General features: G+C 66.8%; 19 protein-coding genes and 1 tRNA gene. 18 read left to right on the plus strand and 2 right to left on the minus strand.

The annotated features are described in order from the left end of the window. Positions 1–50 precede the first annotated feature (50 nt). Positions 51–4,055: an autotransporter outer membrane beta-barrel domain-containing protein gene (locus tag ASD05_RS30925; RefSeq protein ID WP_082572042.1), complete on the minus strand. Its 4,005-nt coding sequence runs from the start codon at positions 4,053–4,055 to the stop codon at positions 51–53. A gap of 489 nt (positions 4,056–4,544) precedes the next feature. Between ASD05_RS30925 and ASD05_RS11660 the strand changes: the two genes are divergently transcribed. The 5 genes from ASD05_RS11660 (at position 4,545) to ASD05_RS11680 (ending at position 8,482) form a co-directional block, all read left to right on the plus strand. Beyond that, complete coding sequence (locus ASD05_RS11660) at positions 4,545–5,915, plus strand: hypothetical protein (RefSeq protein WP_157610084.1); 1,371 nt, start codon at positions 4,545–4,547, stop codon at positions 5,913–5,915. A 250-nt stretch (positions 5,916–6,165) separates the two neighbouring features. Continuing rightward, positions 6,166–6,239 (plus strand) — tRNA-Gly (locus ASD05_RS11665). A gap of 265 nt (positions 6,240–6,504) precedes the next feature. Next, positions 6,505–7,488, plus strand: a complete 984-nt coding sequence (locus tag ASD05_RS11670; protein ID WP_056592074.1) for a JmjC domain-containing protein — start codon at positions 6,505–6,507, stop codon at positions 7,486–7,488. 97 nt (positions 7,489–7,585) lie between these two features. Next, positions 7,586–8,023 (plus strand): hypothetical protein, encoded by a 438-nt coding sequence (locus ASD05_RS11675; RefSeq protein WP_056592076.1) that lies wholly within the window; start codon positions 7,586–7,588, stop codon positions 8,021–8,023. A gap of 168 nt (positions 8,024–8,191) precedes the next feature. Further along, positions 8,192–8,482, plus strand: coding sequence for a hypothetical protein (locus ASD05_RS11680; RefSeq protein WP_056592080.1), 291 nt, complete (start codon positions 8,192–8,194; stop codon positions 8,480–8,482). Positions 8,483–8,725: 243 nt separating this feature from the next. Here the strand turns inward: ASD05_RS11680 and ASD05_RS11685 are convergent, their stop codons facing one another. Continuing rightward, complete coding sequence (locus ASD05_RS11685) at positions 8,726–9,550, minus strand: ferritin-like domain-containing protein (protein WP_056592083.1); 825 nt, start codon at positions 9,548–9,550, stop codon at positions 8,726–8,728. 248 nt (positions 9,551–9,798) lie between these two features. Between ASD05_RS11685 and alaS the strand changes: the two genes are divergently transcribed. From alaS to ASD05_RS11750, 13 genes are all read left to right on the plus strand, one after another. After that, positions 9,799–12,423, plus strand: coding sequence for an alanine--tRNA ligase (gene alaS / locus ASD05_RS11690; protein ID WP_056592086.1), 2,625 nt, complete (start codon positions 9,799–9,801; stop codon positions 12,421–12,423). 33 nt (positions 12,424–12,456) lie between these two features. Continuing rightward, entirely contained in the window at positions 12,457–13,473 is a 1,017-nt protein-coding gene (locus ASD05_RS11695; RefSeq protein ID WP_056592089.1) for a 2-dehydropantoate 2-reductase, read from the plus strand. 53 nt (positions 13,474–13,526) lie between these two features. Continuing rightward, entirely contained in the window at positions 13,527–14,786 is a 1,260-nt protein-coding gene (locus ASD05_RS11700) for a D-amino acid dehydrogenase (protein ID WP_056592091.1), read from the plus strand. Positions 14,787–14,967: 181 nt separating this feature from the next. Further along, on the plus strand, positions 14,968–15,951 hold the full coding sequence (locus ASD05_RS11705; RefSeq protein WP_056592094.1) for a Bug family tripartite tricarboxylate transporter substrate binding protein: 984 nt from the start codon (positions 14,968–14,970) through the stop codon (positions 15,949–15,951). A 12-nt stretch (positions 15,952–15,963) separates the two neighbouring features. Beyond that, positions 15,964–16,779, plus strand: coding sequence for an SDR family oxidoreductase (locus tag ASD05_RS11710; RefSeq protein ID WP_056592096.1), 816 nt, complete (start codon positions 15,964–15,966; stop codon positions 16,777–16,779). Between the two features lie 30 nt (positions 16,780–16,809). Then, a complete protein-coding gene (locus ASD05_RS11715) occupies positions 16,810–17,355 on the plus strand; it encodes a cupin domain-containing protein (protein WP_056592099.1) in 546 nt (181 codons plus the stop codon). Positions 17,356–17,366: 11 nt separating this feature from the next. Beyond that, positions 17,367–18,227, plus strand: a complete 861-nt coding sequence (locus ASD05_RS11720; RefSeq protein ID WP_056592102.1) for an alpha/beta fold hydrolase — start codon at positions 17,367–17,369, stop codon at positions 18,225–18,227. 41 nt (positions 18,228–18,268) lie between these two features. Then, a complete protein-coding gene (locus ASD05_RS11725; protein WP_056592105.1) occupies positions 18,269–19,105 on the plus strand; it encodes an IclR family transcriptional regulator in 837 nt (278 codons plus the stop codon). 5 nt (positions 19,106–19,110) lie between these two features. Further along, entirely contained in the window at positions 19,111–19,947 is an 837-nt protein-coding gene (locus tag ASD05_RS11730; RefSeq protein WP_056594295.1) for an SDR family oxidoreductase, read from the plus strand. Further along, positions 19,940–21,637, plus strand: a complete 1,698-nt coding sequence (locus tag ASD05_RS11735) for a thiamine pyrophosphate-binding protein (RefSeq protein WP_056592108.1) — start codon at positions 19,940–19,942, stop codon at positions 21,635–21,637. Before ASD05_RS11730 ends, ASD05_RS11735 begins: the two co-directional genes overlap by 8 nt. A 14-nt stretch (positions 21,638–21,651) precedes the next feature. Continuing rightward, positions 21,652–22,449, plus strand: coding sequence for an aspartate dehydrogenase (locus ASD05_RS11740; protein WP_056592111.1), 798 nt, complete (start codon positions 21,652–21,654; stop codon positions 22,447–22,449). Positions 22,450–22,457: 8 nt separating this feature from the next. Continuing rightward, a complete protein-coding gene (locus ASD05_RS11745) occupies positions 22,458–23,936 on the plus strand; it encodes an aldehyde dehydrogenase (protein WP_056592114.1) in 1,479 nt (492 codons plus the stop codon). Next, a complete protein-coding gene (locus ASD05_RS11750; RefSeq protein ID WP_056592116.1) occupies positions 23,933–24,904 on the plus strand; it encodes a VOC family protein in 972 nt (323 codons plus the stop codon). The genes ASD05_RS11745 and ASD05_RS11750 overlap by 4 nt, the downstream gene beginning before the upstream one ends. The last annotated feature ends 13 nt before the right edge of the window (positions 24,905–24,917 follow it).

A 24,917-nucleotide genomic window follows, 5' to 3' on the forward strand; every position in this document is an offset into this window, starting at 1 on the left:
TAACTTGCTTAATCAAATGCTCGGGACTTACCCGAGGCCCCATGCGGCGGTCACCACTTCACGCGCACGCCAACCGAGCCATTGATCGAGCTCTTGACCCTGGCGTTGCCGCCGCTCGCCCAGAGCTTGCCGATTTCTCCGTAGAGGCTCGTCGACTCGCCCAGGGTCAGCGTGAAGCCGCCCGCGAGCTCGGTGCTCGTGCCGCCGGTAGGCGCCGAGATGTCGGTCGTGGTCGCTCCGTTCACGAAGCGCGCGATGTCCGCGCCGCTGGAGGTCTTGTAGACGTTGAAGCGGCCGTACGGCTGCAGCATGCCGATGCCGGTGTCGACCTGGCCCTTCACCCGCACACCCGCACGGGCGATCCAGCCGCTGTCGGCCTGCGGTTGAACGACGGCGCCGACAATGGCGGAGTTGTTCAGATCCATGTGCTGATGGATCAGCTGCAACTGGGGCTCGACGCTCCAGCCGCTGCCACCGAGCGCAAAGGCTTGCCCGACCTCGATCGAGCCCAGCAGGCTGTTGCCCTTGCCGCCGACGCCGTGGCCCAGCAGCGGCTCGACCGTGTAGCGGTGGCGGCCCGACTGCAGCACCGCATCGGCATAGAACCCGCCATCACCGGTGTAGGTGCCGTACACGCCCACATACTGGCTGCGAAGGTCGTTGCGGCCCACGGCCAGGTTCTGGATACCGCTGGCGAAGCCCCGCACGCGGGCGTCGCCATCGAGTTGGCCGACGTAGATGCCTGCGCGCCAGTTCGGCGCGGCCAGCAGGTCGGTGCCGGCCTGGAAGCCCGTGAGCCGGCCCTTGCCGGTGGGCGAGACGGCGCCACCTTGCTGGACGTCGATGTCGGTGGAGAGCACGCGAGCCCAGGCGCGGCGATCCGAGCCGCTCGGCATCGCCGCGCTGCCCTTGACGTCGTCGTCCCCCGCGCGTTTGCGCAGGTCGCCCAGCATCGCGAGATTGCCCTGGCGCAGTTGGCTCGGCAGCGCCGCGTAGAGCGAGGCTTCCTGACGGTAAGTGATCACCGGCGCAGCGGGCGCCGCCGCAGGGGGCGCCGCAGGTGGGACCGCATTGATGCTTGATCGCAGGAACCAGTTCTCCCCCGCGCCATTGGCATCGGCTGCGTACAGGCGGTACTCGTACGCACCTGCATCGACATGGCCGCCGGCCAGCGAGAACGCGTCCTTGGAGGTCTGGGCCGTCGTGGTGCCGCCGTTCAGCGCTGAAATCACTTCGATGCCATTGCCGCTGGTCAGTGCGCCCAGCCCACCGAGATTGGTGATCTGCACACTGGTCTTTCCACTGGCCACCGCTGCGGCGCCGTCGAAGATCAGGCGGTCCGACGAGCCTGAGTTGCCAAGGGCAGTCCCTAGCCTCAGCACGCCGTTGTTGCCTACGTAGGCGCCGTTGACGGTCAGCGTCGTGCCCGCGGCCGCCCCCACCAGCGAGACGGTGCCGCTGTTGCTCAGCGACGCCACGGTCTGGTAGAAGCCTGCAAGATCCAGCGTCGCTCCCGAAGCCACGCTGTGCGCGGAGCTTGCACTGAAGGTGTTGGCGGCGCCGGCCTTCAGCGTGCCCTGCGCCACATTGGTAGCACCGGTATAGGTGTTGGCGCCTGAGAGCGTCAGCGTGCCCGTGCCTTGCTTCGTGATGAAGCCGCCGCCACTGATCGCGCCGCTCAGCGTTTCGTTGAAGCTGCCGGTGTCGATGACCGGATCGTTGTTGCCTGTCAGTTGGATCGTGTTGGCAATCGTCAACCCATCGGCGCTGAAACCCAGTGTGGTGTCGTCGTCCATCGCCAGCGCGCCGGTACCCAGCGCCTGGTTGTGGCCGAGGTTCAGGCGCCCTTGACGCAGCGCGGTGCCGCCTGTGTAGGTATTGGCCCCCGAAAGCGTCAGCGTGCCTGTGCCGATCTTGACCAGCGAGCCGCCGGTGCCCGAGATCACGCCCGAGACTTCGGTGTTGGCGTTCAGCCCGCCGGTGGTCAGCGCCTTGGCGCCGAGGATCACATCGCCCGCGCCGGACAGCGCGCCGATCGAGATTCCCGCCGTGGTCAGCGAGCGGATGCGCAGGCGCCCGCCGGCGTTGTTGATCACCGTGGCCTGGTTGGCACTTGCGCGGTCGAAGATGTCGATCAGGCCGCCGCTTTCGTTGACGAAGGTCGCCTGGCCCGCGCTGGCGTTGTCCAGCAGGTTGATCTGGCCGCCTGAGAAGTTTGTGATGCGCGCGTTGCCGGCCGTCGCGTTGAACCAGATGTTGGTCAGCCCGCCGCGGTTCTCGATGACGGCGTTGCCCGCGGAGGCGTTGTCGCGAAACTCGGCCGCCGCGCCGTTGTTCATGACGAGACGGGCATTGCCTGCCGAGGTGGTGTCGCCGAAGCGGACGAAGCCGGCATTGCCGATGGCGCCGCGCTCGGCGGCGGTGATGGTCAGTCCGCTCGCGTCTGCATTGCCGCTGAAGAGCAGCGAGGCATTGGCCGCCACCGAGACAGGGCCGCTGCCCAGCGCGCCGGTTGCGGCTGCATTGAGGCTGCCTGCCTCCACGGCCGTCCCGCCGACGTAGTTGTTGGCCGTACCGAGCACCAGCGTGCCGGCGCCGGTCTTGCGCAGGCTGCCCGGACCGGAGAGCGTGCCGTTGAGGGTCAGCGTGCGCACCAGATCGACTTCGAAGGTCGCACCGCCCGCTCCCAGGGTGATGCTGCGCGTGCCGGTGGTCGTGCCGGTGGAGCGCAACGTACCGGCGTCGAGCGTGAGCCTGCCCGACGAGTCACCGAGCGCGCCGTCGTCGGCAATGGCGAGCGTGCCTCCGAGCACCGTCCAGGGCGTCAGCTCGGTGGTGGTGCCGGTCAGCGTCCAGGTGTTGGCGCCGGTCTTCTCGTAGCGCTCGAAGCCGCGGTAGGTCGCTGCGCCGAGCGAGGTGGTGCCGTCGGTCGCCGCGCCCGCGAGGCGCAGCACGTTGCCGGTGCCGATTGCCGACAGGGTCCCGTTGATCACCGAACCGTTCTGCAGCTCGACCGAGTTGTCGTTGCCGGTGACGCGCACCGCGTCGCCGCGCGTGACGCCGTCACCGCCCATGCCGCCTGTCAGGGTGCCGCTGTTGACGATGCTGTTCGCATTGCCGCGGATGCGCAGGCCTGCGCCCCCGATGCCGTTGGCGGCACTGTTTCCGCCGGCACCGCCCGCGCCGCCCACCAGTGCCCCGGTATTGAGCAGCGAGTTGCCGCTGGATTCCAGCGCCAGGCCGGCACCGCCTTCGCCGCCGCCGCCCACCATGCCGCCGATGGTCGCCACGCCGCCATTCCCGCCGTTCCCGCCAGTGGCCGTGCCGATGTTGGTGACGGTGGCGCTCCCGCCTTGCAGCACGATGCCGTCTCCGCCGCCACCGCCACCGCCGGCCCATTGGCCTATACCGCCGTTGCCGCCATTACCGCCGATGACGGCCAGGCTCGCGTTGCTGATTACCGCATTGGCGGCGACACCCTGAAGGCCCGCACCACCGCCACCGCCGCCGCCGGCCAGCCGCCCGCTGCCACCTTCGCCGCCATTGCCTCCCAGCAGCGTGGTCGCGCCCATCACGGTAATGGAGGTGTTGGAGGTGTACACGGCGGCACCGCCGCCGCCGCCGCCGCCCGCGCCATAGGTCGGATCGGGGTCGGGAATGCCGCCGCTTCCCGGCAATCCTCCGACGGAGGCGGTAACGTCGGCCGCGCCCACCGCCCCCCCGACTCCGCCGGCGCCAGCCGCTCCGTTACCGCCGGCTCCGCCATTGCCTCCCGATGGAGACGATCCGTTGCTGGTGGGGTACATGCCGATGTTGCCGCCGCCGCCGCCACTGCCATTTCCAGCGCCGCCCCGGCCGCCAGTACCTCCGCCCGCGACGAATGCGGTCCCGCCGCTGGCCTGCGCCCAGGCGCCCGCCGGCAGGCCGGCCAGGGCCAGCAGGCACACGGCGGCGGTGACCGAAGACGCGCGCCGCCCGCACCGGTGCGAGACCTCCGAAACGGCGACCCAGGCGCCGAGCGCAGCGTTCCAGATGCTGCGGTACACAGTGTTCATGCCCCAACCCTCAATGATGGATATGCAACCAAAACAGGCTGAATGTAACTAAACGTGCAGGATGGGGGAGGGTACTGTTTTCGTCGGCGCTCAAACATCACCGGAACGGGTGATAGCCAAATCACTGACGCAAGGCAGCAAAGTTGCCAATTGCAGTATTCATTCGTACTCATGCTCCAGGGATAGAAACGACGCCAGTCGGACTGGATCGGTCCTTTGAGCGACATAGCGAACAAGCTCGCTTCTTCTTATCGAGCGAAGCCGTTGATTTACAACGCTTTTCTTTTTTTGAAACCGAAACTACAGGTCGCAGGCATTTCGGTCTTGACCCAGCCACTTTAGGGTGGATGGGCAAAATTTCTGGCACGACTATTTGGGTTATCTCCCTCTCTCGCGTCAGAGCTTCATTGCATTTCCCCGTTACGATTTGTATGTCCTTGGTCGTAGTTTCAGCGATCAGGATATTCAAATAATTGAGGGAATTTTGTAATGAAATTGTTTTATATCGTGGCCGGGGCGGCTGTCTTGGCGGGAGGGTTGGGAGGATGCGGGGGCGGTGGCGGAGGTGGTGGTGGAGCGGGCTTCCCTATCTTCCCGACCACGCCCGTCGCGCCCGTCTCGCTCAGCGTCACCGTGACGGTCAATGGCAACGCTGTCGATGCCAATGGCAGCGGCCAGTACGCCGCAAAGCCCGGTGATACGGTCACCATCGTTCCGAACCTCGGATCCGACTGGAGCAGCAACTCGTCCCCGGCTGGTTCCGTGAGCCTGCGTAAGACGGACATCTCCAGCCTCAAGTGGTCCGCACAGCTCGCCAATGAGACCACCGCTGCCAGCATGTTCACTGTGACGGCGAAGGCCTCCGCGAACAGCGCGCAGGTCAAGGACATCGTCTTCAACGTGTCGGCTGGTGATACCCGCAATGGCCGATACAAGGTGTTCGCGACCAACGGTACCCGGCAGACGCTGGCGCTCAACTTCGACACGATGTCGTACGAAATGACGGACGAAACCGGCACTGCGGTTTCGGACACCTTCGGCTCTGATCTCTCCGAGGCCGGCACCTATCTGTTCAAGAGTTCGCGCAATACGGCCACGGCCATCAACACTCGGTTCCGGCTCGCGACTGATACCGTAGTGGGCAGCTTTCCGTTCCAAGTTGCCAAGGTCCCGGGCACCTATGCCGTGCAACCCTTTGTGGCCTCGCGTGCGCTCGTGACGACGCAGCCGGCCCTTGATGGCATCTACACCCGCCTGGGCATCAACCTCCAAGCCGCCACACGCGACTCGAACATTCGGCAGGTGCAAGTCGCAAGCGGTGGCACGGTCGTCTACATGTGCAACGAGGCAGCAATCACCTCCATTGCCGCCTGTCCACCTGCTTCCTTGTTGACGTACAACGTGACGGCAGGTTCGGCATCGGATGCATGGAACATCGCCAATGTGAACGATCCGCTCGATGCGGGCATCTTCTATATCGCCCGCGTAGCTGGAAAGAACGTCTATCTCTCCGCCGGCACCAATCCGAAGCCGCCAAATGACTCGGTGTTTCGTATTGGATTGGCCGAATCTGCGACTTGGCCGGTGAGCAAGACCAGCGGTGGCGATACGACTGGCGCTTGGGGAACGCTGGACTTTGATGCCACGACCTATTCGACCGTGCTCGTCCGCAGCGATGCAACAGCTTCGGGCTTCACCGCCAATCTGAGTTCACCAAGTGCCACGATTTCGAATCTGAGGCTCTTCACTGGCCCGAGTTCTGAGTTCTACTTCGGAACCCAAGACGGCACGCTTTCGGTCGTGGTGGGTGCGCGCAGCGGCCCGGTTGCCGGCTACATGCAGATTGGTCTGGTTCGCTGACTGGGCAATCAGCCGCAAGAAGTCCGGCGTGATGCCGGCTTCTCCGCAGTTCACCACTCGGCTTCGCATGCCTATGGACAACCCAGCACCCTGCACGCGGCAGGGTGCCCAGGGTTGACCGCAGGCTTAGCCATGAACTGCTATCGGTTGCGATAAGTTGGCTTGCAGTGTGAGTAGAATCGCCCCACCGAACTGACCCACCAAGTAGTTTCGGGGCAGAATAAGTTGTTTAAAATCAACAACTTACGATGCGGGTGTAGTTCAATGGCAGAACGGCAGCTTCCCAAGCTTCATACGAGGGTTCGATTCCCTTCACCCGCTCCATGCCTGCTACGCAGGCCGTGCCATCACCGTAGCGCACGCACATACTCGCCGGGTACAGGCGGTATGTCTTTCCCCGCCTGCTCAAGGCTCGCTCCCCCAACCACCTCTTCGCTGCCATAGGGGCTTTCACCAATAAGCGTTCCATTGTCAGGTGGAGGTCAGGAATACGATTCAGCATTGAATTCGAAAGTACTACTTTTGCTCGCGGACTCCACCGGACCTCGTTTCAGGGGGCAGGGGCCCAAAAAGCGATCTGGAGGGTGCGATGCGCGTGACCAATTTGAATTGGGCCGGGACTTCGGAACCGACGTTTCGCGTGTGGCCGGACGACCCTGCCGGCTTTTCCACCCAGAGGATCACGCCGATGCACCACAACTTTCACGAGCATCCCCTGTTTCAGGTGCCCGAACTCGTGAAGCTCGGGATGGAACTCTCGAAGCTGGACCAATGCAGGTTCATGAGCCCCGACAGGACGGTCGCGTCCGCGCTCGCGCACGACAGCCGGCATCCTGACGGGCGCAGCATCGAGGAATTCTTCCAGCGCATGGAGGAGCCGGGTTCGTCGGTTTCCTTCTACAACATCGAAGTCATTCCCCGCTATCAGGCCCTGCTGATGTCGGTGGTGAATTCGATGCGCGCTCTCGTCGAGCGCGAGCAGCCGGACATCTTCAGGGTGAACGGATTCGTCTTCTTCTCCGCGCCGCCGTCCGTCACGCCCTTTCACATCGACCGCGAGAACAACTTCTGGCTGCAGTTGCATGGGCGCAAGACCCTCAACGTCTGGGATCACCGCGATCGCACCCTCGTGCCGGCCGATGCCGTGGAGGACTTCATCGTCACGCAGTCGCTCAAGAAAGTGCGTTTCGACGAGGCGTTCCTGCCGCGCGGGCTGGAGTTCAATGCGCAGCCGGGGGATGCCATCTATTTCCCGAGCACCTCGCCCCACATGACGAGATCCAAGGTCGACGGGACTGGCCCAGGCGATCGCCTGTCGATCTCGATCGGCGTGACCTTCTACACCGCTGCCACGCGCGAGGTTGCCCGCATCCATCAGGTGAACCGGCTGATGCGCAAGTGCCGCCTGTCTCCCTCGTATCCGGGGGAATCGCCCACCGCGGACGCAGTCAAATCGGCCCTCGGCGGCATGGTCGGCGCAGGGCGCGCCAGGCTCGGCGTCGCGCGCGCCCAGTTCATCAGCATGACGACGGCGCGACGTTTCAAGCACACGCCGCCGCCCGGCTCCTACTGAAGAAACCGGCCTGCGCGGGGCCGCTCCCTCCCGCTCGAACTGTGGTGGCATGTCCTTCGATGTTCACCCCACCGCGGGGGCTGGCACCATATCGAGCATGAAATTCAAACCCGCCAGGCTGGCTGTCCATCTGCTCCTCGCCGCGGCAGCCGGGTCGTGCGCCGCTGGAACGATCGTGTGCGCGCCGGCTTCGAGCAGCGCAGGGCCTGCTCCCTGGATCCGCAGGATCTCGATCGACGAGCACTCTCGCACCGTCAACATGGACGTCGTTCGCCAGAGGACGAAAGACGCGGACACCATGGGCAAGATGAGGGCCGAGTTGCTGAGCATGGACGAGACTCAGGGAGGCGAGCCTGTCTACGTGTTCAACGCCATTCCCGCCGTGGGTGACGAAGTCACGCACCTCTTCAAGCTGTTCAAGGCGGGGGAGTGGCGCCTGATACGCGCCGGAGTGACGTTCGTCGGCAAGGTACCGGCCCTGCGAACGATCGAGACGAGCACGGTCCTGGATTGCAAGCGGTCGGACTTGGGGTAGCTCCACCGCGACCGGATCAAAGAACGGACTACGTGCCACGGGCATGGGGCAAGGCGGAAGTGCCGCAACAAAAGCAGGTAACCCAAAGGTAGGCGTGTTCCGACAGACTTGAAGGCTGGCGCGGAGGAACATGGCTTCCCACCGCACCCTCGCGGAAAGGAGCGTGAAATGACGTTCGACTTCTTGTTTCGCCCGAGTCACACCGCGTATCTCCGGCGCGCGGCGGCTCTTCTGGAAGAGGCGCAAATGGCGCGCATCGAGCATCAGGCTGCGGCAGAGCATCACAGCGCCCTCGCCAGGATGTACGCCGAACGCGTCAGGCGTCTCGAGAACGAGCTCTATCGCCAGCCGCAGAATGTGGCGCCCGGAGTGCCCGCCGAAGGTGCCGCCGCCGACGAGCGGCCGCAGTTGTATTCGCTGGACGGAACCCGCAAGCCCGGGCTGACCTCGGCGACCTGAGTCAGGGCGGCCTCTGGGCCACGCGTGGGGCGAGTCCAAAAAAATACCCGCCGAAGCGGGTACGAATAGCCCATGGAGGGGCGCTCCAGGCGCTGACCGAGAGCTCTTCTTTTATGGGGCCCTGTTGCGTGACAGCATCGGTATGGTCGATGCTTCCCTGGGGCCCGGATGTCAGTCAGAAATAGGCAGTTGCCGTAGGACACTCATAAAAACGTGAACTATTTGGCAGTATTTTTTCCGCCATCAGCGCAGGAACACGTGCCGCATGAACTGCATGATCGGGTACTGGATGACCGTCTGCACCTTTGCCGGTAGTTCCAGCGGCCGCATCAGCATCTTGAGCGTGTGGCCGGGGCTCAGGTTGGTGCGGATGGTGCTGTTCATGTCCGCGCTCAATTGCTGCACGTAGGCCGTGTCGGTGGCGCGGCCGGGCGAGCGCGTCTTCACCACGTGGCGGATCGCGCAGTCGGCGTCTTCGCTCTTGAGTTCGAGCGTGCGGCGGCCGATGGTGCCCATCACGCGCATTCGGCCCAGCTTTTCCTGCTCGCGATAGCGGCGGAAGAAGCGATAGAAGTGCTTGTAGTGGTTGACCTCGTCGGTCGCGATACGGGTCGCCAGGTCCTGCAGCACGGGCTCGTCGGTGCAGCGCGCCATGGCGCGGTAGTAGGTGGCGGTGCCGGTCTCGACCACGCAGCGGGCGGTCATTTCGAGGGCGCGGGTCGGGGCCAGCAACTCGACCTTGCAGTAGGTCGCGTATTCCTCGAGGAAGCCCTGGTAGGCGACATCCCATTCGAACTCCGGCCATACGTGGCGGACATATGCGCGCAGGGCCCTGCCGTGCTGCAGTTCCTCTAGTTCCCAGTGGTTCGACAACCAGTCGGTGACCTCGTCGTCGCCCCGGAAAAAATCGACCAGGTTTTGTGTGTAGAGGTCCGAGCCGCTCTCGACAAAGGAGGCGGAGGTCACCAGGTAGAAGAGATTTTCGTCCGGGCGTACCTTGTCGAGCGCGATGCGCGAGAAATCCAGGTCTTCGATCTTCCAGTGCTGATCCGCCGCTTGGCTTGCCATTCGAGCTCCTTGATCTTGTGTCCGTACAAGTACGGATGGCGCCGGCCGCATTTGGTTCTCTTCTTTTGCGCCAAGTCACATATTAGCCGTGGCCTCCGGATCGTGCAGCTTGCGAGGCGGCGCGGGCGCATGGCCAAACCTATAATCGTTTGTTCAAGCAAATCAAGCAGTTAGGCCGGTTCGCCGCAGTGGGTTCGACATGAGGGTCGCCATCGCCGCGCCGCCCTCGACAGAAGACGAATCCAAAGATGAGCCAGCCCACATTCACGGTCGCGGACATCCGCAAGACCTTTCTCGATTTCTTCGCCTCCAAGGGCCACACGGTGGTGGCCTCGAGCTCGCTGGTGCCGGGCAACGACCCGACGCTCATGTTCACCAACTCGGGCATGGTCCAGTTCAAGGACGTGTTCCTGGGCGAAGACAAGCGCAACTACGTGCGCGCCGCCTCGGTCCAGGCCTGCCTGCGCGCCGGCGGCAAGCACAACGACCTCGAGAACGTGGGCTACACCGCGCGCCACCACACCTTCTTCGAGATGCTGGGCAACTGGAGCTTCGGCGACTACTTCAAGCGCGAATCGCTGAAGTGGGCCTTCGAGCTGCTGACCGAGGTCTACAAGCTGCCGGCCGAGAAGCTCTGGGCCACCGTCTACATCGAGGACGACGAGGCCTACGACATCTGGACCAAGGAAATCGGCCTGCCGCCCGAGCGCGTCGTGCGCATCGGCGACAACAAGGGCGGCCGCTACATGTCCGACAACTTCTGGATGATGGCCGACACCGGCCCCTGCGGCCCGTGCTCCGAGATCTTCTTCGACCACGGCCCCGAGATCCCCGGCGGCCCGCCCGGCAGCCCGGACGAAGACGGCGACCGCTACATCGAGATCTGGAACAACGTGTTCATGCAGTTCGACATGCAGCCCGACGGCTCGGTCAAGAAACTGCCCGCACCCTGCGTCGACACCGGCATGGGCCTGGAGCGCCTGGCCGCGATCCTGCAGCATGTGCACAGCAACTACGAGATCGACATCTTCGACGCGCTCATCAAGGCGGCCGGCCGCGAGACCGGCACGCAGGACCTCGCGAACAACTCGCTCAAGGTGATCGCCGACCACATCCGCGCCACCTCGTTCCTGGTGGCCGACGGCGTGATCCCGTCGAACGAAGGCCGCGGCTACGTGCAGCGCCGCATCATCCGCCGCGCCATTCGCCACGGCTACAAGCTGGGGCAGAAGAAGCCCTTCTTCCACAAGCTGGTGCCCGACCTCGTGAAGCTCATGGGCGATGCGTACCCCAAGCTCGTGGCCGATGAAAAGCGCATCACCGATACGCTGAAGGCCGAGGAAGAGCGCTTCTTCGAGACGCTGGCCAACGGCATGGAAATCCTCGACGCCGCGCTGGCCGGCGATGCCAAGGTGCTGCCGGGCGAGGTCGCCTTCAAGCTGCACGACACCTACGGCTTCCCGCTCGACCTGTCGGCCGACGTGTGCCGCGAGCGCGGCGTGAGCGTCGACGAGGCCGGCTTCAACGCCGCCATGGAAAAGCAGAAGGCCGCGGGCCGCGCGGCCGGCAAGTTCAAGATGGACCGCAACGTCGAATACGCCGGCGCGGGCAACACCTTCACCGGCTACGACCACCTCGAGGAAAACGCCAAGGTCGTGGCGCTTTACTTCGAAGGCGCTGCCGTTCAGGAACTGAAGGAAGGCCAGCCCGGCATCGTGGTGCTCGACACCACGCCTTTCTATTCCGAGAGCGGCGGCCAGGTCGGCGACCAGGGCGTGCTCGTTGCCGAAGGCGTGCAGTTCGGCGTCGAGGACACGCAGAAGATCAAGGCCGACGTGTTCGGCCATCACGGCACGCAGACCCAGGGCACGCTCAAGGTCGGCGACACGGTCAAGGCCGCGGTCGACACTGCCCGCCGCGCCGCCACCATGCGCAACCACTCGGTCACCCACCTGATGCACAAGGCCCTGCGCGAAGTGCTGGGCGATCACGTGCAGCAGAAGGGCTCGCTGGTCGATGCCGACAAGACGCGCTTCGACTTCGCGCACAACGCGCCCGTCTCGCACGACCAGATCGTCGAGATCGAGAAGCGCGTCAACGCCGAGATCCTCGCCAACGCGCCGACCCAGGCCCGTGTGATGGACATGGAGTCGGCCCAGAAGACCGGCGCGATGATGCTGTTCGGCGAGAAGTACGGCGAGACCGTGCGCGTGCTCGACATCGGCACCAGCCGCGAATTGTGCGGCGGCACCCACGTGGGCCGCACGGGCGACATCGGCCTCTTCAAGATCGTCAGCGAAGGCGGCGTGGCCGCCGGCGTGCGACGCATCGAGGCGGTCACGGGTGCCAACGCGCTCACCTACCTGCAGGACCTCGAATCGACCGTGCACAGCGTGGCCGCCACGCTCAAGTCGCCGGCCGCCGAACTGCAGGGCCGGCTCACGCAGGTGCTGGAGCAGGTGAGGGCGCTCGAACGCGAAGTGGGCGCGCTCAAGGGCAAGCTCGCGTCGTCGAAGGGCGACGAGCTCGTGTCGCAGGCGGTGGACGTCAACGGCATCAAGGTGCTCGCGGCCAAGCTCGACGGCGCCGACGCCAAGACGCTGCGCGACACCATGGACAAGCTCAAGGACAAGCTCAAGACGGCCGCCATCGTGCTGGCCGCCGTCGACGGCGACAAGGTGCAGATCGCGGCCGGCGTCACGGCCGACAGCGTGGGCAAGGTCAAGGCCGGCGAGCTGGTCAACTTCGTGGCCCAGCAGGTCGGCGGCAAGGGCGGCGGCAAGGCCGACATGGCCATGGCCGGCGGCACCAACGCGGCGGGCCTTGCGGCCGCGCTGCAGTCGGTGCAGGCCTGGGTTGCGGAACGCGCCTGACCATCCACCCGCCTCGACCCGCACAAGCACTTCATGCCAGACGAAACCCCCGGTGAAGTGCTCGTGATGGGGGCGGGCACCATCGGGTGCTTCATCGGCGGCAGCCTTGCGGCGGCCGGCGTGCCCGTCACTTTCGTCGGCCGTCCGCGCATGCTGGACAAGCTCGCGGCGCATGGCCTGACGCTCACCGACATCGACGGGGCAACGCGCAGGCTGCCTGCCGAAAAATTGCGGCTGTGCGACCAGGTCCCGGTGGGTGCGCGGCCTTCGCTGGTGCTGCTGTGCGTGAAGAGCGGCGCCACTGCCGCGGCGGCCGGCGAGCTGGCTTTTGCATTGCCCGCGGGCACCACGGTGGTCTCGCTGCAGAACGGCATCTCCAATTCGGCGGCCGCATCGCAGACCGGCCCCTCGCTGAATGTGCGAGCCGGCATGGTGCCGTACAACGTGGCCGAGATCGGCCCCGGCGCCTTCCATCGCGGCACCGCTGGCCGGCTGGCCGCGGAAGACGATGCGGCGCTGCGCCCCTGGCTGCCCGTGTTCGAGCGCGCCGGCGTGCCGCTCGACCTGCATGCCGACCTGCTGCCCGTGCAGTGGGGCAAGCTGATGCTCAACCTCAACAACTCGGTCAATGCGCTCTCGGGCCTGCCGCTGCGCGAAGAGCTGATGCTGCGCGGCTACCGCCGCTGCTTCGCGTCGCTGATCGAGGAGGCGTTGGACATCCTCAAGGTCGCGGGCATTGCACCGGCGCAGGTCGCTGCCGTTCCGGCGCACCGGCTGGTCAGCCTGCTGCGCCTGCCCGACTGGCTGTTTCGCATCGTTGCGGCGCGCATGCTGCGCATCGATGCCAAGGCCCGCTCCAGCATGGCCGACGACCTTGCTCTGGGCCGCCGCACCGAGATCGACTCGCTCAGCGGCGAGGTCGTGCGCCTCGCGCAGGAGCACGGCCTGAGCGCGCCGCGCAATGCGCGCATGGTCTCGCTGCTCGAGGCCTGGCCGCAACAGCCGAAGCGCTGGACGGCACGGCAATTGCAGGATGCGCTCGGCCTGTAGCGCTTAGCCTGTACCCTCGGCTGCGTTGCAGCAGCTTTCAAAGGGTTGTTCTCATGCAGGTCTTGATTCTCGGCAGCGGTGTCATCGGCACCTCGATGGCTTACTACCTGGCGCGTGCCGGGCACGAGGTGACGGTGCTGGAGCGCCAGCCGGCGCCCGCGCTCGAAACCAGCTTCGGCAACGCGGGCGAAGTCTCGCCCGGCTACTCGGCGCCGTGGGCCGGGCCGGGCGTGCCGGTCAAGGCCATCAAGTGGATGCTGATGCAGCACAGCCCGCTGGTCATCAAGCCGATGCTCGATCCGGCCATGTGGCGCTGGGGCCTTTCGATGCTGCGCAACTGCACGCAGGCGCGCTACGAGATCAACAAGGGCCGCATGGTGCGGCTCGCCGAGTACAGCCGCGATTGCCTGAAGGCCCTGCGCGCCGACACCGGCATCGCCTACGACGAGCGCATGCAGGGCACGCTGCAGTTGTTCCGCACGCAGCAGCAGCTCGACGGCACCTCCAAAGACGTCGAAGTGCTCAAGGCCTCCGGCGTGCCCTACCAGGTGCTCGACCGCGAAGGCTGCGTGCAGTACGAGCCCGCGCTTGCATCGGTGAAGAACAAGTTCGTGGGCGGCCTGCGCCTGCCGGGCGACGAGACCGGCGACTGCTTCAAGTTCACGCAGGCCCTCGCCAAGCTGGCGGAGGCCGAGGGCGTGAAGTTCAGGTTCGGCGTGAACATCCAGGCCCTCGAGCACGATGCAGTCAAGGGCGTGACGGCTGTGCGCACCGATGCCGGCAGCTTCACCGCCGAGCGCTATGTGGTCGCGCTCGGCAGCTACTCGCCCGCGCTGGTCAGGCCACTGGGCATTCGCCTGCCGGTGTATCCGGTCAAGGGCTTCTCGATCACCGTGCCCATCACCGACGCGGGCGGCGCGCCCGAATCGACGGTGATGGACGAGACCTTCAAGGTCGCGGTCACGCGGCTGGGCGATCGCATCCGCGTGGGCGGCACCGCGCAGCTCTCGGGCTTCGACCTGCGGCTCAACGAGCGCCGGCGCGACACGCTCGAACACGTCGTGACCGACCTGTTCCCCCGCGGCGGCAACGTGCGCGACGCCTCTTTCTGGACCGGCCTGCGCCCCATGACGCCCGATGGCACGCCCGTGATCGGCGCCACCCGCATTCCCAACCTGATGTTGGGCACCGGCCACGGCACCCTTGGCTGGACCATGGCGGCCGGCACCGGCCGCGTGATGGCCGACCTGATCGCGGGCAAGGCGCCCGAGATCGACATGGAAGGCCTCACCGTGGCGCGCTACGGCGGCTGAAGCGGCAACCGCACTTTCCAATCCCGCAGGGCGGCCCGCAAAGGCCGCCCTGTTTTCGTTGTGTCACAAGGATCAGGGTTTGTACTTAGTCATGAAGTTGTCTTCCTCGGTATTCTTCGTGGCGTTCCATTAATAAATCGTTGTTTCTTTAGTGAAACAAAACCGCGATCCAAAGAACCCGATGAAGCACACACGCCGCCATGCCTTTGCCGCTGCCATTTCCCTGGCGGCCGCTTGCGCCACCGGACTCGCCTGGGCAGACAGCTACCCGAGCAAGCCGATCACCCTGGTCGTTGCCTATCCGGCCGGTGGCGACACCGACGCATTGGCGCGGCTTTTCGCCGAAAAGCTGTCGACGCGCGTCGGCCAGCCCGTGGTGGTCGACAACCGCCCCGGTGCCAGCGGCATCATCGGCAGCGCCTACGTGTCGAAGGCAGCGCCCGACGGCTACACGCTGCTGCTCGCGCCCAGCACCTTCTCGATCGCGCAACTGGTGCTGAAGACAAACGGCGCCGCGGGCTACGACGTGCTGAACGGCTTCACGCCGATCGTGCAGACGGGCAGCCAGCCGCTGTTTCTCGTGGCCGCCGGCAGCAGCGGCTTCGCGAGCGTGAAGGATGCGGTGGCCGCCGCAAAGGACGGCAAGTCGCTGAGCTATGCGAGCCCGGGCAGCGGCTCGCCGATGCACATCCTCGGCGAGATGTTCGCCCGCACCTCGGGCGCGAGCCTCTCGCACGTGCCGTACAAGGGCGTGGCACCCGCCATCAACGACGTGCTCGGCGGCCACGTGCCCGTCACCTTCATCACGCTGGGCCCGGTGGCGCCGTACATCGCCAACGGCAAGCTGCGCCCGCTGGCGGTGGCCTCGGCCCAGCGCTCGCCGCTCGCGCCCAACGTGCCGACGCTGGCGGAGATGGGCTACAAGGACGTCGAGGTCACGGCCTGGAACGGCCTGTGGGGCCCGCGCAACCTGCCGCCCGAGATCGTGAAGATGCTCAACGGCCACTTCAACGAAATCCTCAAGATGCCCGAGATCGCCCCGCGCATGGCGGTGCTCGGCACCACGCCCGTGGGCGGCGAGGCCGGCGTGCTCGGCAAGACCAACGCCGCCGACTACACGCGCTTCGGCAAGGTCATCAAGGAGCTCGGCATCCAGGCCGACTGAACCACGCATCCCATGTCCGAACTCAAAACCATTCCCGATCCTTCGAGCCTGCAGGCACTGCTGGCCGAACTGCCCGCCAACCTGCTGGCGGGCCGCCGCATCCTCGTGACCGGCGGCGCGCGCGGCCTGGGGCTTGCCTTCGCGCAGTGCATCGCCGCGGCGGGCGCGAGCGTGGTGCTGGCCGACATCCTGGGCGAACTGGCCGACACCGAAGCGCAGGCGCTGCGCAAAGCAGGCCGCATCGCCTACGCGCTGCCGGTCGACCTGTCGGACCCGGGCTCCATCGTGGCCTGCGCCGACGAGGCCATCCGACTGCTCGGTGGCCTCGACGGACTCGTGAACAACGCCGCCATCACCAACTCGGGCGGGCGCGACGCGCACCAGCTCGAGATCGACATGTGGGACCGCGTGATGGACGTCAACGTGCGCGGCAGCTGGCTCATGGGCCGCGCCTGCCGGGCCGCGCTGGCCGAAAGCGGCCGCGGCGCCATCGTCAACCTCGCTTCCGACACCGCACTGTGGGGCGCGCCCAACCTGCTGGCCTATGCGTCGAGCAAGGGCGCCGTCATTGCCATGACGCGCTCGCTGGCACGCGAATGGGGCGGCGACAACATCACCGTCAACGCCGTGGCACCCGGCCTCACGCTGGTCGAGGCCACCGAGTACGTGCCGATGGCGCGCCACCAGAAATACCTCGAAGGCCGCGCCATCCCGCGCGAGCAGCAGGCCGCCGACGTGTGCGGCGCGACCCTGTTCCTGCTTTCCGGCCTCTCGCGCTTCGTGACCGGCCAACTGCTTGCCGTCAACGGCGGCTTCGCGATGCACTGAACGAATTTTTCCGACCAAGGAGTACACCTGATGAGCGATCTGTCCGAACAGCAAAAGATCACCGATGGCAACAACAGCCTGGCGCAGCCCGAAGGCGCGAGCCTCGCGGAGTGGATGAACACCCGCATCGCACGCTACGAAACCCGCAAGTGCGACTGGGATGCGCTGAAGTTCCAGGCCGACTTCGACCCCAAGTTCCGCCGCGCGCAGATGCGCTACGTGGGCACGGGCGGCACCGGCGTTGCGAAGGACGTCAACACCGTGCCCGCCGAGCACTTCACCTTCTCGACCATGGTGATCCCCGCCGGCCACGAAGGCCCGCCGCACCTGCACACCGACGTGGAAGAAGTGTTCTTCCTGATCCGCGGCAAGCTCAAGGTGGTGATCGAGAAAGACGGCGAGCGCTTCGAGACCATCATGACCGACCGCGACCTGATCTCGGTGCCGCCCGGCGTGTACCGCGAAGAGATCAACATCGGCGACGAAGACGCGCTGATGTGCGTGATGCTCGGCGCGAAGAAGCCCGTGACGCCGACGTACCCTGCCGATCACCCGCTGACCAAGATCAAGCGCTGAGCGAGCCGGCCATGAACGACGCCATCGCTTCCGACCTGACGACCTTGCCGGCCTCTGAGCTGGCGCGGCTCGATGCACGCTTTCCGGCCCGCAATGTCGCGGTCGGTGGCGGCGCCGTCGTGTCGGTGCGCGAATGCGGTCGGGGCCCGGTGGTCGTGTGCCTGCACGGCATCGGCTCGGGTGCGGCGTCGTGGCTCGACACCGCCGCGCTACTCGCGTCGCAAGCCCGTCTGATCGCGTGGGACGCACCGGGTTATGGCGAATCGACGCCACTCGAAGCCGCCGCACCGACTGCCGCTGACTACGCGGCGCGGCTGAGCGCCTTGCTGGACGCACTCGCCATCGATTCGTGTGTGCTCGTCGGCCACTCGCTCGGCGCGATCACCGCCGCGTCGGCCGCACGCACCGATTCGCGCATCCGCCGCCTCGTGCTCGTCAGCCCCGCCATCGGCTACGGCGCGCCGTCCCGCGCGGAAGCCCGCGCCAAGGTCCGCACCGAACGCCTCGCCACGCTCGACGAACTCGGCATCGCCGGCATGGCCGCGAAGCGTGCGGGCCGGCTCGTGTCCGACAAGGCGAGCGACCACGCCCGCCGGTGGGTGCGCTGGAACATGGCCCGCCTCAACGACCATGGCTACCGCCAGGCCGTCGAGCTGCTGTGCAACGCCGACCTGCTGGCCGACCTGCCGCCGCCGATGCCGGTGCGTGTGGCCTGCGGCGCGCTCGACGTGGTCACGCCGCCGGCGTCGTGCGCCGAGGTCGCGCGCCAGTGCGGCGTGACGCTCGAATTGTTGGACGATGCGGGGCACGCCGGCTATGTGGAGCAACCGCAGGCCGTCGCCACGCTGCTGCGCGAATCGCTCGCCGGTTGACCGCAATACACACAGACAAGAAATTCAAGGAAAGAACAGGCATGGCCACCAACGACAACGAAGCGATGGAAGAGGGCGCCGACCGCTACAACGTGCCGGCGCTGGAGCGCGGCCTGCGCGTGCTGTGCGAGTTCAGCCGCGAGAGCCGCACGCTCTCCGCCCCCGAACTGGCCCGCCGCTTCGACCTGCCGCGCTCGACCGTGTTCCGCCTGCTCACCACGCTGGAGAACATGGGCTTTCTGGAACGCGCCGAGGGCGGCCGCGACTACCGCCTGGGCCTGGCCGTGCTGCGCCTGGGCTTCGAATACCTCGCCTCGCTGGAACTCACGCAACTCGGCACGCCGCTGCTCAACCGCCTGTGCGATGAGCTGCGCACGCCGTGCAATCTGGTGGTGCGCGACGGCCGCTCCATCGTCTACGTGGCCAAGGTCGCGCCGCCCACGCCTTTCGCGAGCTCGGTCACCGTGGGCACGCGGCTGCCGGCCCATGCCACGGTGCTCGGCCGCATCCTGCTCGAAGACCTCACGCTGCCGCAGCTGCGCGCGCTCTACCCCGAGGACAAGCTCGAGACCTTCTCGCCGAGCACGCCCAAGACCGTGAACGAACTCTTCGACATGGTGCAGGCCGACCGCCAGCGCGGCTATGTGCTGGGCGAGGGCTTTTTCGAATCGAACATCTCCAGCATCGCTGCGCCGGTGCGCGACCACAGCGGCCAGATCGTGGCGGCGCTGGGAGCCACCGTCACCTCGGACCACATCGACGAGAGCCGCATGGACGAGATGGTGCTGCGCGTGCGCGGCACGGCCGACGAGATCTCGGGCCTGCTGAACTATTCGCCCGCGCGCGCCGCAAAAGTGGTGCCGCTTCGCAGCGCATGACGATCATGACGACGCATTCTTCTTCTTCCCTCCTTGCCGCCGACGCATTGGCCGGGCGTGTGGCCGTGGTCACGGGCGGCTCGTCGGGCATCGGCCTCGCGACCGTCGAGCTGCTGCTCGGCTGCGGTGCGGCCGTTGCGCTGTGTGGCCGCAATGCCGAACGGCTCGACGCGGCCGTGGCCGGACTGCGCAAGCAGCATCCGGGTGCGAAGCTCTTCGCGCAGGCCTGCGACGTGCTCGACGCCAAATCGGTCAAGGCATTCGCCGCCGCCAGCGAGGCCGCGCTCGGGCCGGCCTCGATGCTCGTCAACAACGCAGGGCAGGGCCGCGTCTCCACCTTCGCCGACACCGACGACGCGGCCTGGACCGAAGAGCTCAACCTGAAGTTCTTCTCCGTCATCAATCCCACGCGTGCCTTCCTGCCGCAGCTCGCGGCGCAGCACGCGGTGCTGGGCGATGCGGCCATCGTCTGCGCCAACTCGCTGCTCGCGCGCCAGCCCGAGCCGCACATGGTCGCGACCTCGGCCGCGCGCGCCGGCCTGCTGAACCTCGTGCGCTCGATGGCCACCGAGTTCGCGCCGCAGGGCGTGCGCGTCAACGGCATCCTGATTGGCCTGGTCGAGTCCGGCCAGTGGCGCCGCCGCTTCGAGGCGCGCGAAGACAAGTCGCAGGACTGGGCTGCCTGGAGCAGCCAACTCGCGAAGAACAAGCACATCCCGCTGGGTCGGCTGGGGCTTCCTACAGAAGCCGCGCGCGCGATCCTTTTTCTTGCTTCCCCGCTCGCGTCGTACACGACGGGCAGCCACATCGACATTTCCGGAGGCCTTTCGCGCCATGCATAACCCCAACAAAACCGTCACGGTCGGCGCAGTCGTTGCCGCCTTCCTCGAGCAGTGCGGCGTCAAGGCAGCCTTTGGCGTGATCTCGATCCACAACATGCCGATCCTAGATGCCTTCGCGCAGCGCGGCACGATCCGCTTCATCTCGGCGCGGGGCGAGGCGGGCGCGGGCAACATGGCCGATGCCTATGCGCGCTCCACCGCCAGCCTGGGCGTGTGCATCACCAGCACGGGCCCGGCCGCGGGCAACATCGCGGGCAGCATGGTCGAGGCGCTGACGGCCGGCGCACCGCTCTTGCACATCACCGGGCAGATCGAGACGCCGTACCTGGACAAGGGCATGTCGTACATCCACGAGGCGCCCGACCAGCTCACCATGCTCAAGGCCGTGTCTAAGGCCGCGCTGCGCGTGCGCAGCGTCGAGACGGTGCTCGGCACGCTCAAGCGCGCGGTGCAGCTCGCGCTGACCGCACCCACCGGCCCGGTCAGCGTGGAGATTCCGATCGACATCCAGTCGGCGCTGACGACCATGCCGGCCGACCTGTCGCCGCTGCCCATCGAGCGGCCCGTGCCCTCGGCCGCCGCGCTCGACGCGCTGGCCGCGCGCCTCGCCACTGCCAAGCGCCCGATGCTGTGGGTCGGCGGCGGTGCCCGCCACGCACGCGCCGCCATCCAGCGCCTGCAGAAGCTGGGCTTCGGCGTTGTCACCACGACGCAGGGCCGCGGCACGGTGCCCGAGGACGACGCCGGATCGCTCGGCGCCTACAACATCCAGAAGCCGGTCGAGGCCCTCTACCAGACCTGCGATGCGATGCTCGTGGTCGGTTCGCGCCTGCGCGGCAACGAGACGCTGAAGTACGAACTGAAGCTGCCACACCCGCTGTACCGCATCGATGCCGATGCCGCAGCCGAAGGCCGTTGCTACGCGTCCGAGGCTTTCGTCTGCGGCGATTCCGCGCTGGCTCTCGACGGCCTGGCCGACCGCCTCGAAGCCGCCAAGTACAAGGCCGACCCGCAGCTGCTGGTCGACCTGCGCACCGCGCACGACCAGGCGGTCGCCACGCTGCGCGACGGCCTCGGCCCGTACGCCGAACTCGTGCGACAGATCCAGTCGGTGGCCGGCCGCAAGTTCAACTGGGTGCGCGACGTCACCGTTTCCAACAGCACCTGGGGCAATCGCGAACTGCGCGTCTTCGAACCCAGCGCCGGCGTGCACGCCACGGGCGGCGGCATCGGCCAGGGCATGCCCATGGCCATCGGCGCGGCCATCGGCGCGGCGGTGACGGGCTCGGGCCGCAAGACCTTCTGCCTGGCCGGCGACGGCGGCTTCATCCTGAACCTGGGCGAGCTGGCCTGCATGGTGCAGGAGAAGGCGCCCATGGTGATCGTGCTCATGAACGACAAGAGCTACGGCGTCATCAAGAACATCCAGGACGCGCAGTACGGCGGCCGCCAGTGCTATGCCGAGCTGCACACGCCCGACTATGACCTGCTGTGCAAGTCGATCGCGCTGCCGCACGCCCGCGTGCAGGACCTGGCCGACCTGCCGGCCCGCCTGGACGAGGCGCTGGCCGCCAACGGCCCGTTCCTGCTGGAGATCGACATGCTGTCGATCGGCGGCTTCAAGACCACCTTCGCCGGCCCGCCGACCAACACGGTCACGCAGATTCCTGCGCTCGGCGCGGCCAAGTGAGCGGAGCCTTTCCCATGCCCGCCATCACGCGCATTGCACTCATCGGCTGCGGAGCCATCGGCACCTCGGTGCTCGAACTGCTCCGGGGCGATCCGGCCCTCGAGGTCGTGGCCATCGTCGTGCCCGCTGAGGGCGTCGCCGCCGCGCAGAAGGCCGCGCCCGACGCACAGGTGGGCAGCGCCGTGCCCGCCGCCGGCATCGACCTCGTGGTCGAGACGGCCGGCCATGCCGCCATCGAAGAGCACGTGCTGCCCGCGCTGGCACGCGGCACGCCCTGCGTGGTGGCGTCTGTCGGCGCGCTGTCGGCCACAGGCTTCGCCGAGAAGCTCGAGGCCGCCGCCATTGCCGGCAAGACGCAGGTACAGCTGATTCCCGGTGCCATCGGCGCCATCGACGCGCTCGCCGCGGCCCGCATCGGCGGCCTCGATAGCGTGCGCTACACCGGCCGCAAGCCGCCGCAGGCCTGGAAGGGCACGCCGGCCGAGCAGGGTCGCCACCTCGACAGGCTGGCGCAGGAAACCGTGATCTTCGAAGGCAGCGCGCGCGAAGCGGCCTTGCTGTATCCGAAGAACGCCAACGTCGCGGCCACCGTTTCGCTCGCGGGGCTCGGCCTGGACAAGACGCTGGTGCGCCTCATTGCCGACCCTGCCACCACCGAGAACGTGCACACCGTCGAAGCCGAAGGCGCCTTCGGCAGCTTCGAGCTGACCATGCGCAACAAGCCGCTCGCGGCCAATCCCAAGACCTCGGCGCTGACCGTGTACAGCGCCGTGCGCGCGCTGCGCAACCGCGTCGCCGCGCTCGCCATCTGAGTCACCCCATGATTTCTTCCGAACTTCTCCCGATCTGCATCGCCGGCGAATGGCGCCTGGGCGGCGGCGACGTGTACGAGAGCCTTTATCCGGCCACCGGCGAACCCATCGCGCGCCTGAAGGCCGCGAGCCTCGCCGATGTCGAGGAGGCCATCACCCGTGCCGACCACGCGTTCCGCACCAGCGGCTGGGCCCAGCGCCTGCCGCACGAGCGCGCCGCCGTGCTGCACCGCGTGGCGCAGCTGATCCGCGAAGAGGGCGAGTCGCTCGCGCAGAAGCAGCGCCTGGACAACGGCAAGCCGATCAGCGAAACGCGCAACCTCGTGGCCAGCGCCGCGGGCACCTTCCAGTTCTTCGCGGCAGCGCTCGAAACGCTGGAAGAAACCATCACCCCTTCGCGCGGCGCCTTCGTCACGATGAGCGTGCACGAGCCGATGGGTGTGGTCGCGGCCATCACGCCGTGGAACTCGCCCATTGCGAGCGAAGCCCAGAAGCTCGCGCCCGCGCTCGCCGCCGGCAACGCGGTGGTCGTGAAGCCCGCCGAAGTCACGCCGCTGATGGCGCTGGAGCTGGCGCGCATCTGCGAGCAGGCCGGCGTGCCGAAGGGCATCGTCAGCGTGCTGCCGGGCAAGGGTTCGGTCATCGGCGATGCGATCACCAAGCATCCGCTGGTCAAGCGCGTGTCGTTCACCGGTGGCACCACCACCGGCAAGCACATCGCGCACATCGCGGCCGACAAGATGATGCCGGTGTCGCTGGAGCTGGGCGGCAAGTCGCCCACCATGGTGCTCGACGACGCAGACCTCGACCATGCGGTGAGCGGCGTGCTGTACGGCATCTTCAGTTCGTCGGGCGAGTCGTGCATCGCGGGTTCGCGCCTGTTCGTGGCGCGCGGCATCTACGACGAGTTCCTCACGCGGCTGGCCGAAGGCGCCAATGCATTGCGCGTGGGCGATCCGGCCTCGGAGCGCACGCAGATGGGGCCGCTCATCACGGCCAAGCACCGCGAGGGCATCGAGCGCTATGTGGACCTGGGCGTGTCCGAAGGCGGGCGCATCCGCACCGGCGGTGTCCGGCCCCATGGCGACGTCTACGACAACGGCTACTTCTACAAGCCGACCATCATCGAAGGCCTCGACAACAGCGCGCGCATCAGCCAGGAAGAGATCTTCGGCCCGGTGCTCGTCGCGATGCCGTTCGACGATGAAGAGTCGCTGATCGCGCAGGCCAACGACAGCGTCTACGCGCTGGCCGCCGGCATCTGGAGCCGCGACTTCAAGCGCGCCTGGAAGCTCGGCCGCGCGGTGCAGGCCGGCACGGTCTGGGTCAACACCTACAAGCAGTTCTCCGTGTCCACGCCGTTCGGCGGCTGGCGCGACAGCGGCCTGGGCCGCGAGAAAGGCCGCGAAGGCATCTTCCAGTACATGGAGCAGAAGAGCATGTACTGGGGCACGAACGAACAACCCTTGCCGTGGGCACTGACATGAGCGTACTTGGCATCGACCAGATCACCTACGGGGCGGACGACCTGCCCGCCTGCCGCCAGTTCTTCCAGGACTGGGGCCTTGCATTGAAGTCGGAGGCCGTCGACGAACTCGTCTTCGAATGCCTCAACGGTTGCAAGGTTGTCGTTGCGGCGTGGGACAAGCCCGGCCTGCCGCCCGCGATGGAAGAGGGCCCGACGCTGCGCGAAGTGGTGTGGGGCGTGCAGAGCGATGCGGACCTGGACCGCTACGCCGCCGCCATCTCGAAAGATCCGGACTTCTTCGACAGCACCGTCGACGGCGCACGCCGCATCGGCTGCATCGACCCCAACGGCCTCGCCGTGCGCCTGCAGGTCAGCCGCAAGCATGCCGTCGACGTCGAATGCGGCGCCATGAACACCTGGAACGCCAAGCCGCGCGTGAACCAGCCCGCGCCGATCTACGAACGTGCCACGCCCATCGAGGTCGGCCACGTCGTGTTCTTCGTGAGCGACGTGAAGGCCACCAGCGCGTTCTACGCGCAGCGCTTCGGCTTCGTCTCGTCCGACAGCTATCCGAACCGCGGCGCCTTCATGCGCTGCGCGGCGGAGGGTGGCCACCACGACCTGTTCCTGCTGCAGATTCCCTCGGGCAAGCGCGGGCTCAACCACGTGGCCTTCACCGTGCGTGACATCCATGAAGTGTTCGGCGGCGGGCTGCATTTCTCGCGCCGCGGCTGGGAAACCCAACTCGGTCCGGGCCGTCACCCGGTGTCCTCGGCGTACTTCTGGTACTTCAAGAACCCGGCCGGCGGATTGATCGAGTACTACGCCGACGAAGACCAGCTCACCGCCGACTGGCAGCCGCGCGAGTTCGAGCCCGGCCCCACGGTGTTCGCCGAATGGGCGGTCGATGGCGGCCTCGACGGCAACACGCGGCGCCAGAAGAACGCGGAAGGCCCCAAAGGTGCCTTTCTCACCGAGAAGAAATGAATCCCTTGACCAC

The sequence above is a fragment of the Variovorax sp. Root434 genome (assembly GCF_001426595.1).
In the GTDB taxonomy this organism is placed as follows: domain Bacteria; phylum Pseudomonadota; class Gammaproteobacteria; order Burkholderiales; family Burkholderiaceae_C; genus Variovorax.

Bases quoted from the DNA above. Each gene is read 5' to 3' on its own strand.
- ASD05_RS30925 (WP_082572042.1), bottom strand. From the start codon at position 4,055: ATGAACACTGTGTACCGCAGCATCTGGAACGCTGCGCTCGGCGCCTGG.
- ASD05_RS11745 (WP_056592114.1), top strand. From the start codon at position 22,458: ATGATTTCTTCCGAACTTCTCCCGATCTGCATCGCCGGCGAATGGCGC.
- ASD05_RS11695 (WP_056592089.1), top strand. From the start codon at position 12,457: ATGCCAGACGAAACCCCCGGTGAAGTGCTCGTGATGGGGGCGGGCACC.
- ASD05_RS11720 (WP_056592102.1), top strand. From the start codon at position 17,367: ATGAACGACGCCATCGCTTCCGACCTGACGACCTTGCCGGCCTCTGAG.
- ASD05_RS11660 (WP_157610084.1), top strand. From the start codon at position 4,545: ATGAAATTGTTTTATATCGTGGCCGGGGCGGCTGTCTTGGCGGGAGGG.
- ASD05_RS11675 (WP_056592076.1), top strand. From the start codon at position 7,586: ATGAAATTCAAACCCGCCAGGCTGGCTGTCCATCTGCTCCTCGCCGCG.
- ASD05_RS11715 (WP_056592099.1), top strand. From the start codon at position 16,810: ATGAGCGATCTGTCCGAACAGCAAAAGATCACCGATGGCAACAACAGC.
- ASD05_RS11725 (WP_056592105.1), top strand. From the start codon at position 18,269: ATGGCCACCAACGACAACGAAGCGATGGAAGAGGGCGCCGACCGCTAC.
- ASD05_RS11680 (WP_056592080.1), top strand. From the start codon at position 8,192: ATGACGTTCGACTTCTTGTTTCGCCCGAGTCACACCGCGTATCTCCGG.
- ASD05_RS11700 (WP_056592091.1), top strand. From the start codon at position 13,527: ATGCAGGTCTTGATTCTCGGCAGCGGTGTCATCGGCACCTCGATGGCT.
- ASD05_RS11735 (WP_056592108.1), top strand. From the start codon at position 19,940: ATGCATAACCCCAACAAAACCGTCACGGTCGGCGCAGTCGTTGCCGCC.
- ASD05_RS11740 (WP_056592111.1), top strand. From the start codon at position 21,652: ATGCCCGCCATCACGCGCATTGCACTCATCGGCTGCGGAGCCATCGGC.
- ASD05_RS11750 (WP_056592116.1), top strand. From the start codon at position 23,933: ATGAGCGTACTTGGCATCGACCAGATCACCTACGGGGCGGACGACCTG.
- ASD05_RS11705 (WP_056592094.1), top strand. From the start codon at position 14,968: ATGAAGCACACACGCCGCCATGCCTTTGCCGCTGCCATTTCCCTGGCG.
- ASD05_RS11730 (WP_056594295.1), top strand. From the start codon at position 19,111: ATGACGACGCATTCTTCTTCTTCCCTCCTTGCCGCCGACGCATTGGCC.
- ASD05_RS11685 (WP_056592083.1), bottom strand. From the start codon at position 9,550: ATGGCAAGCCAAGCGGCGGATCAGCACTGGAAGATCGAAGACCTGGAT.
- ASD05_RS11670 (WP_056592074.1), top strand. From the start codon at position 6,505: ATGCGCGTGACCAATTTGAATTGGGCCGGGACTTCGGAACCGACGTTT.
- ASD05_RS11710 (WP_056592096.1), top strand. From the start codon at position 15,964: ATGTCCGAACTCAAAACCATTCCCGATCCTTCGAGCCTGCAGGCACTG.
- alaS (WP_056592086.1), top strand. From the start codon at position 9,799: ATGAGCCAGCCCACATTCACGGTCGCGGACATCCGCAAGACCTTTCTC.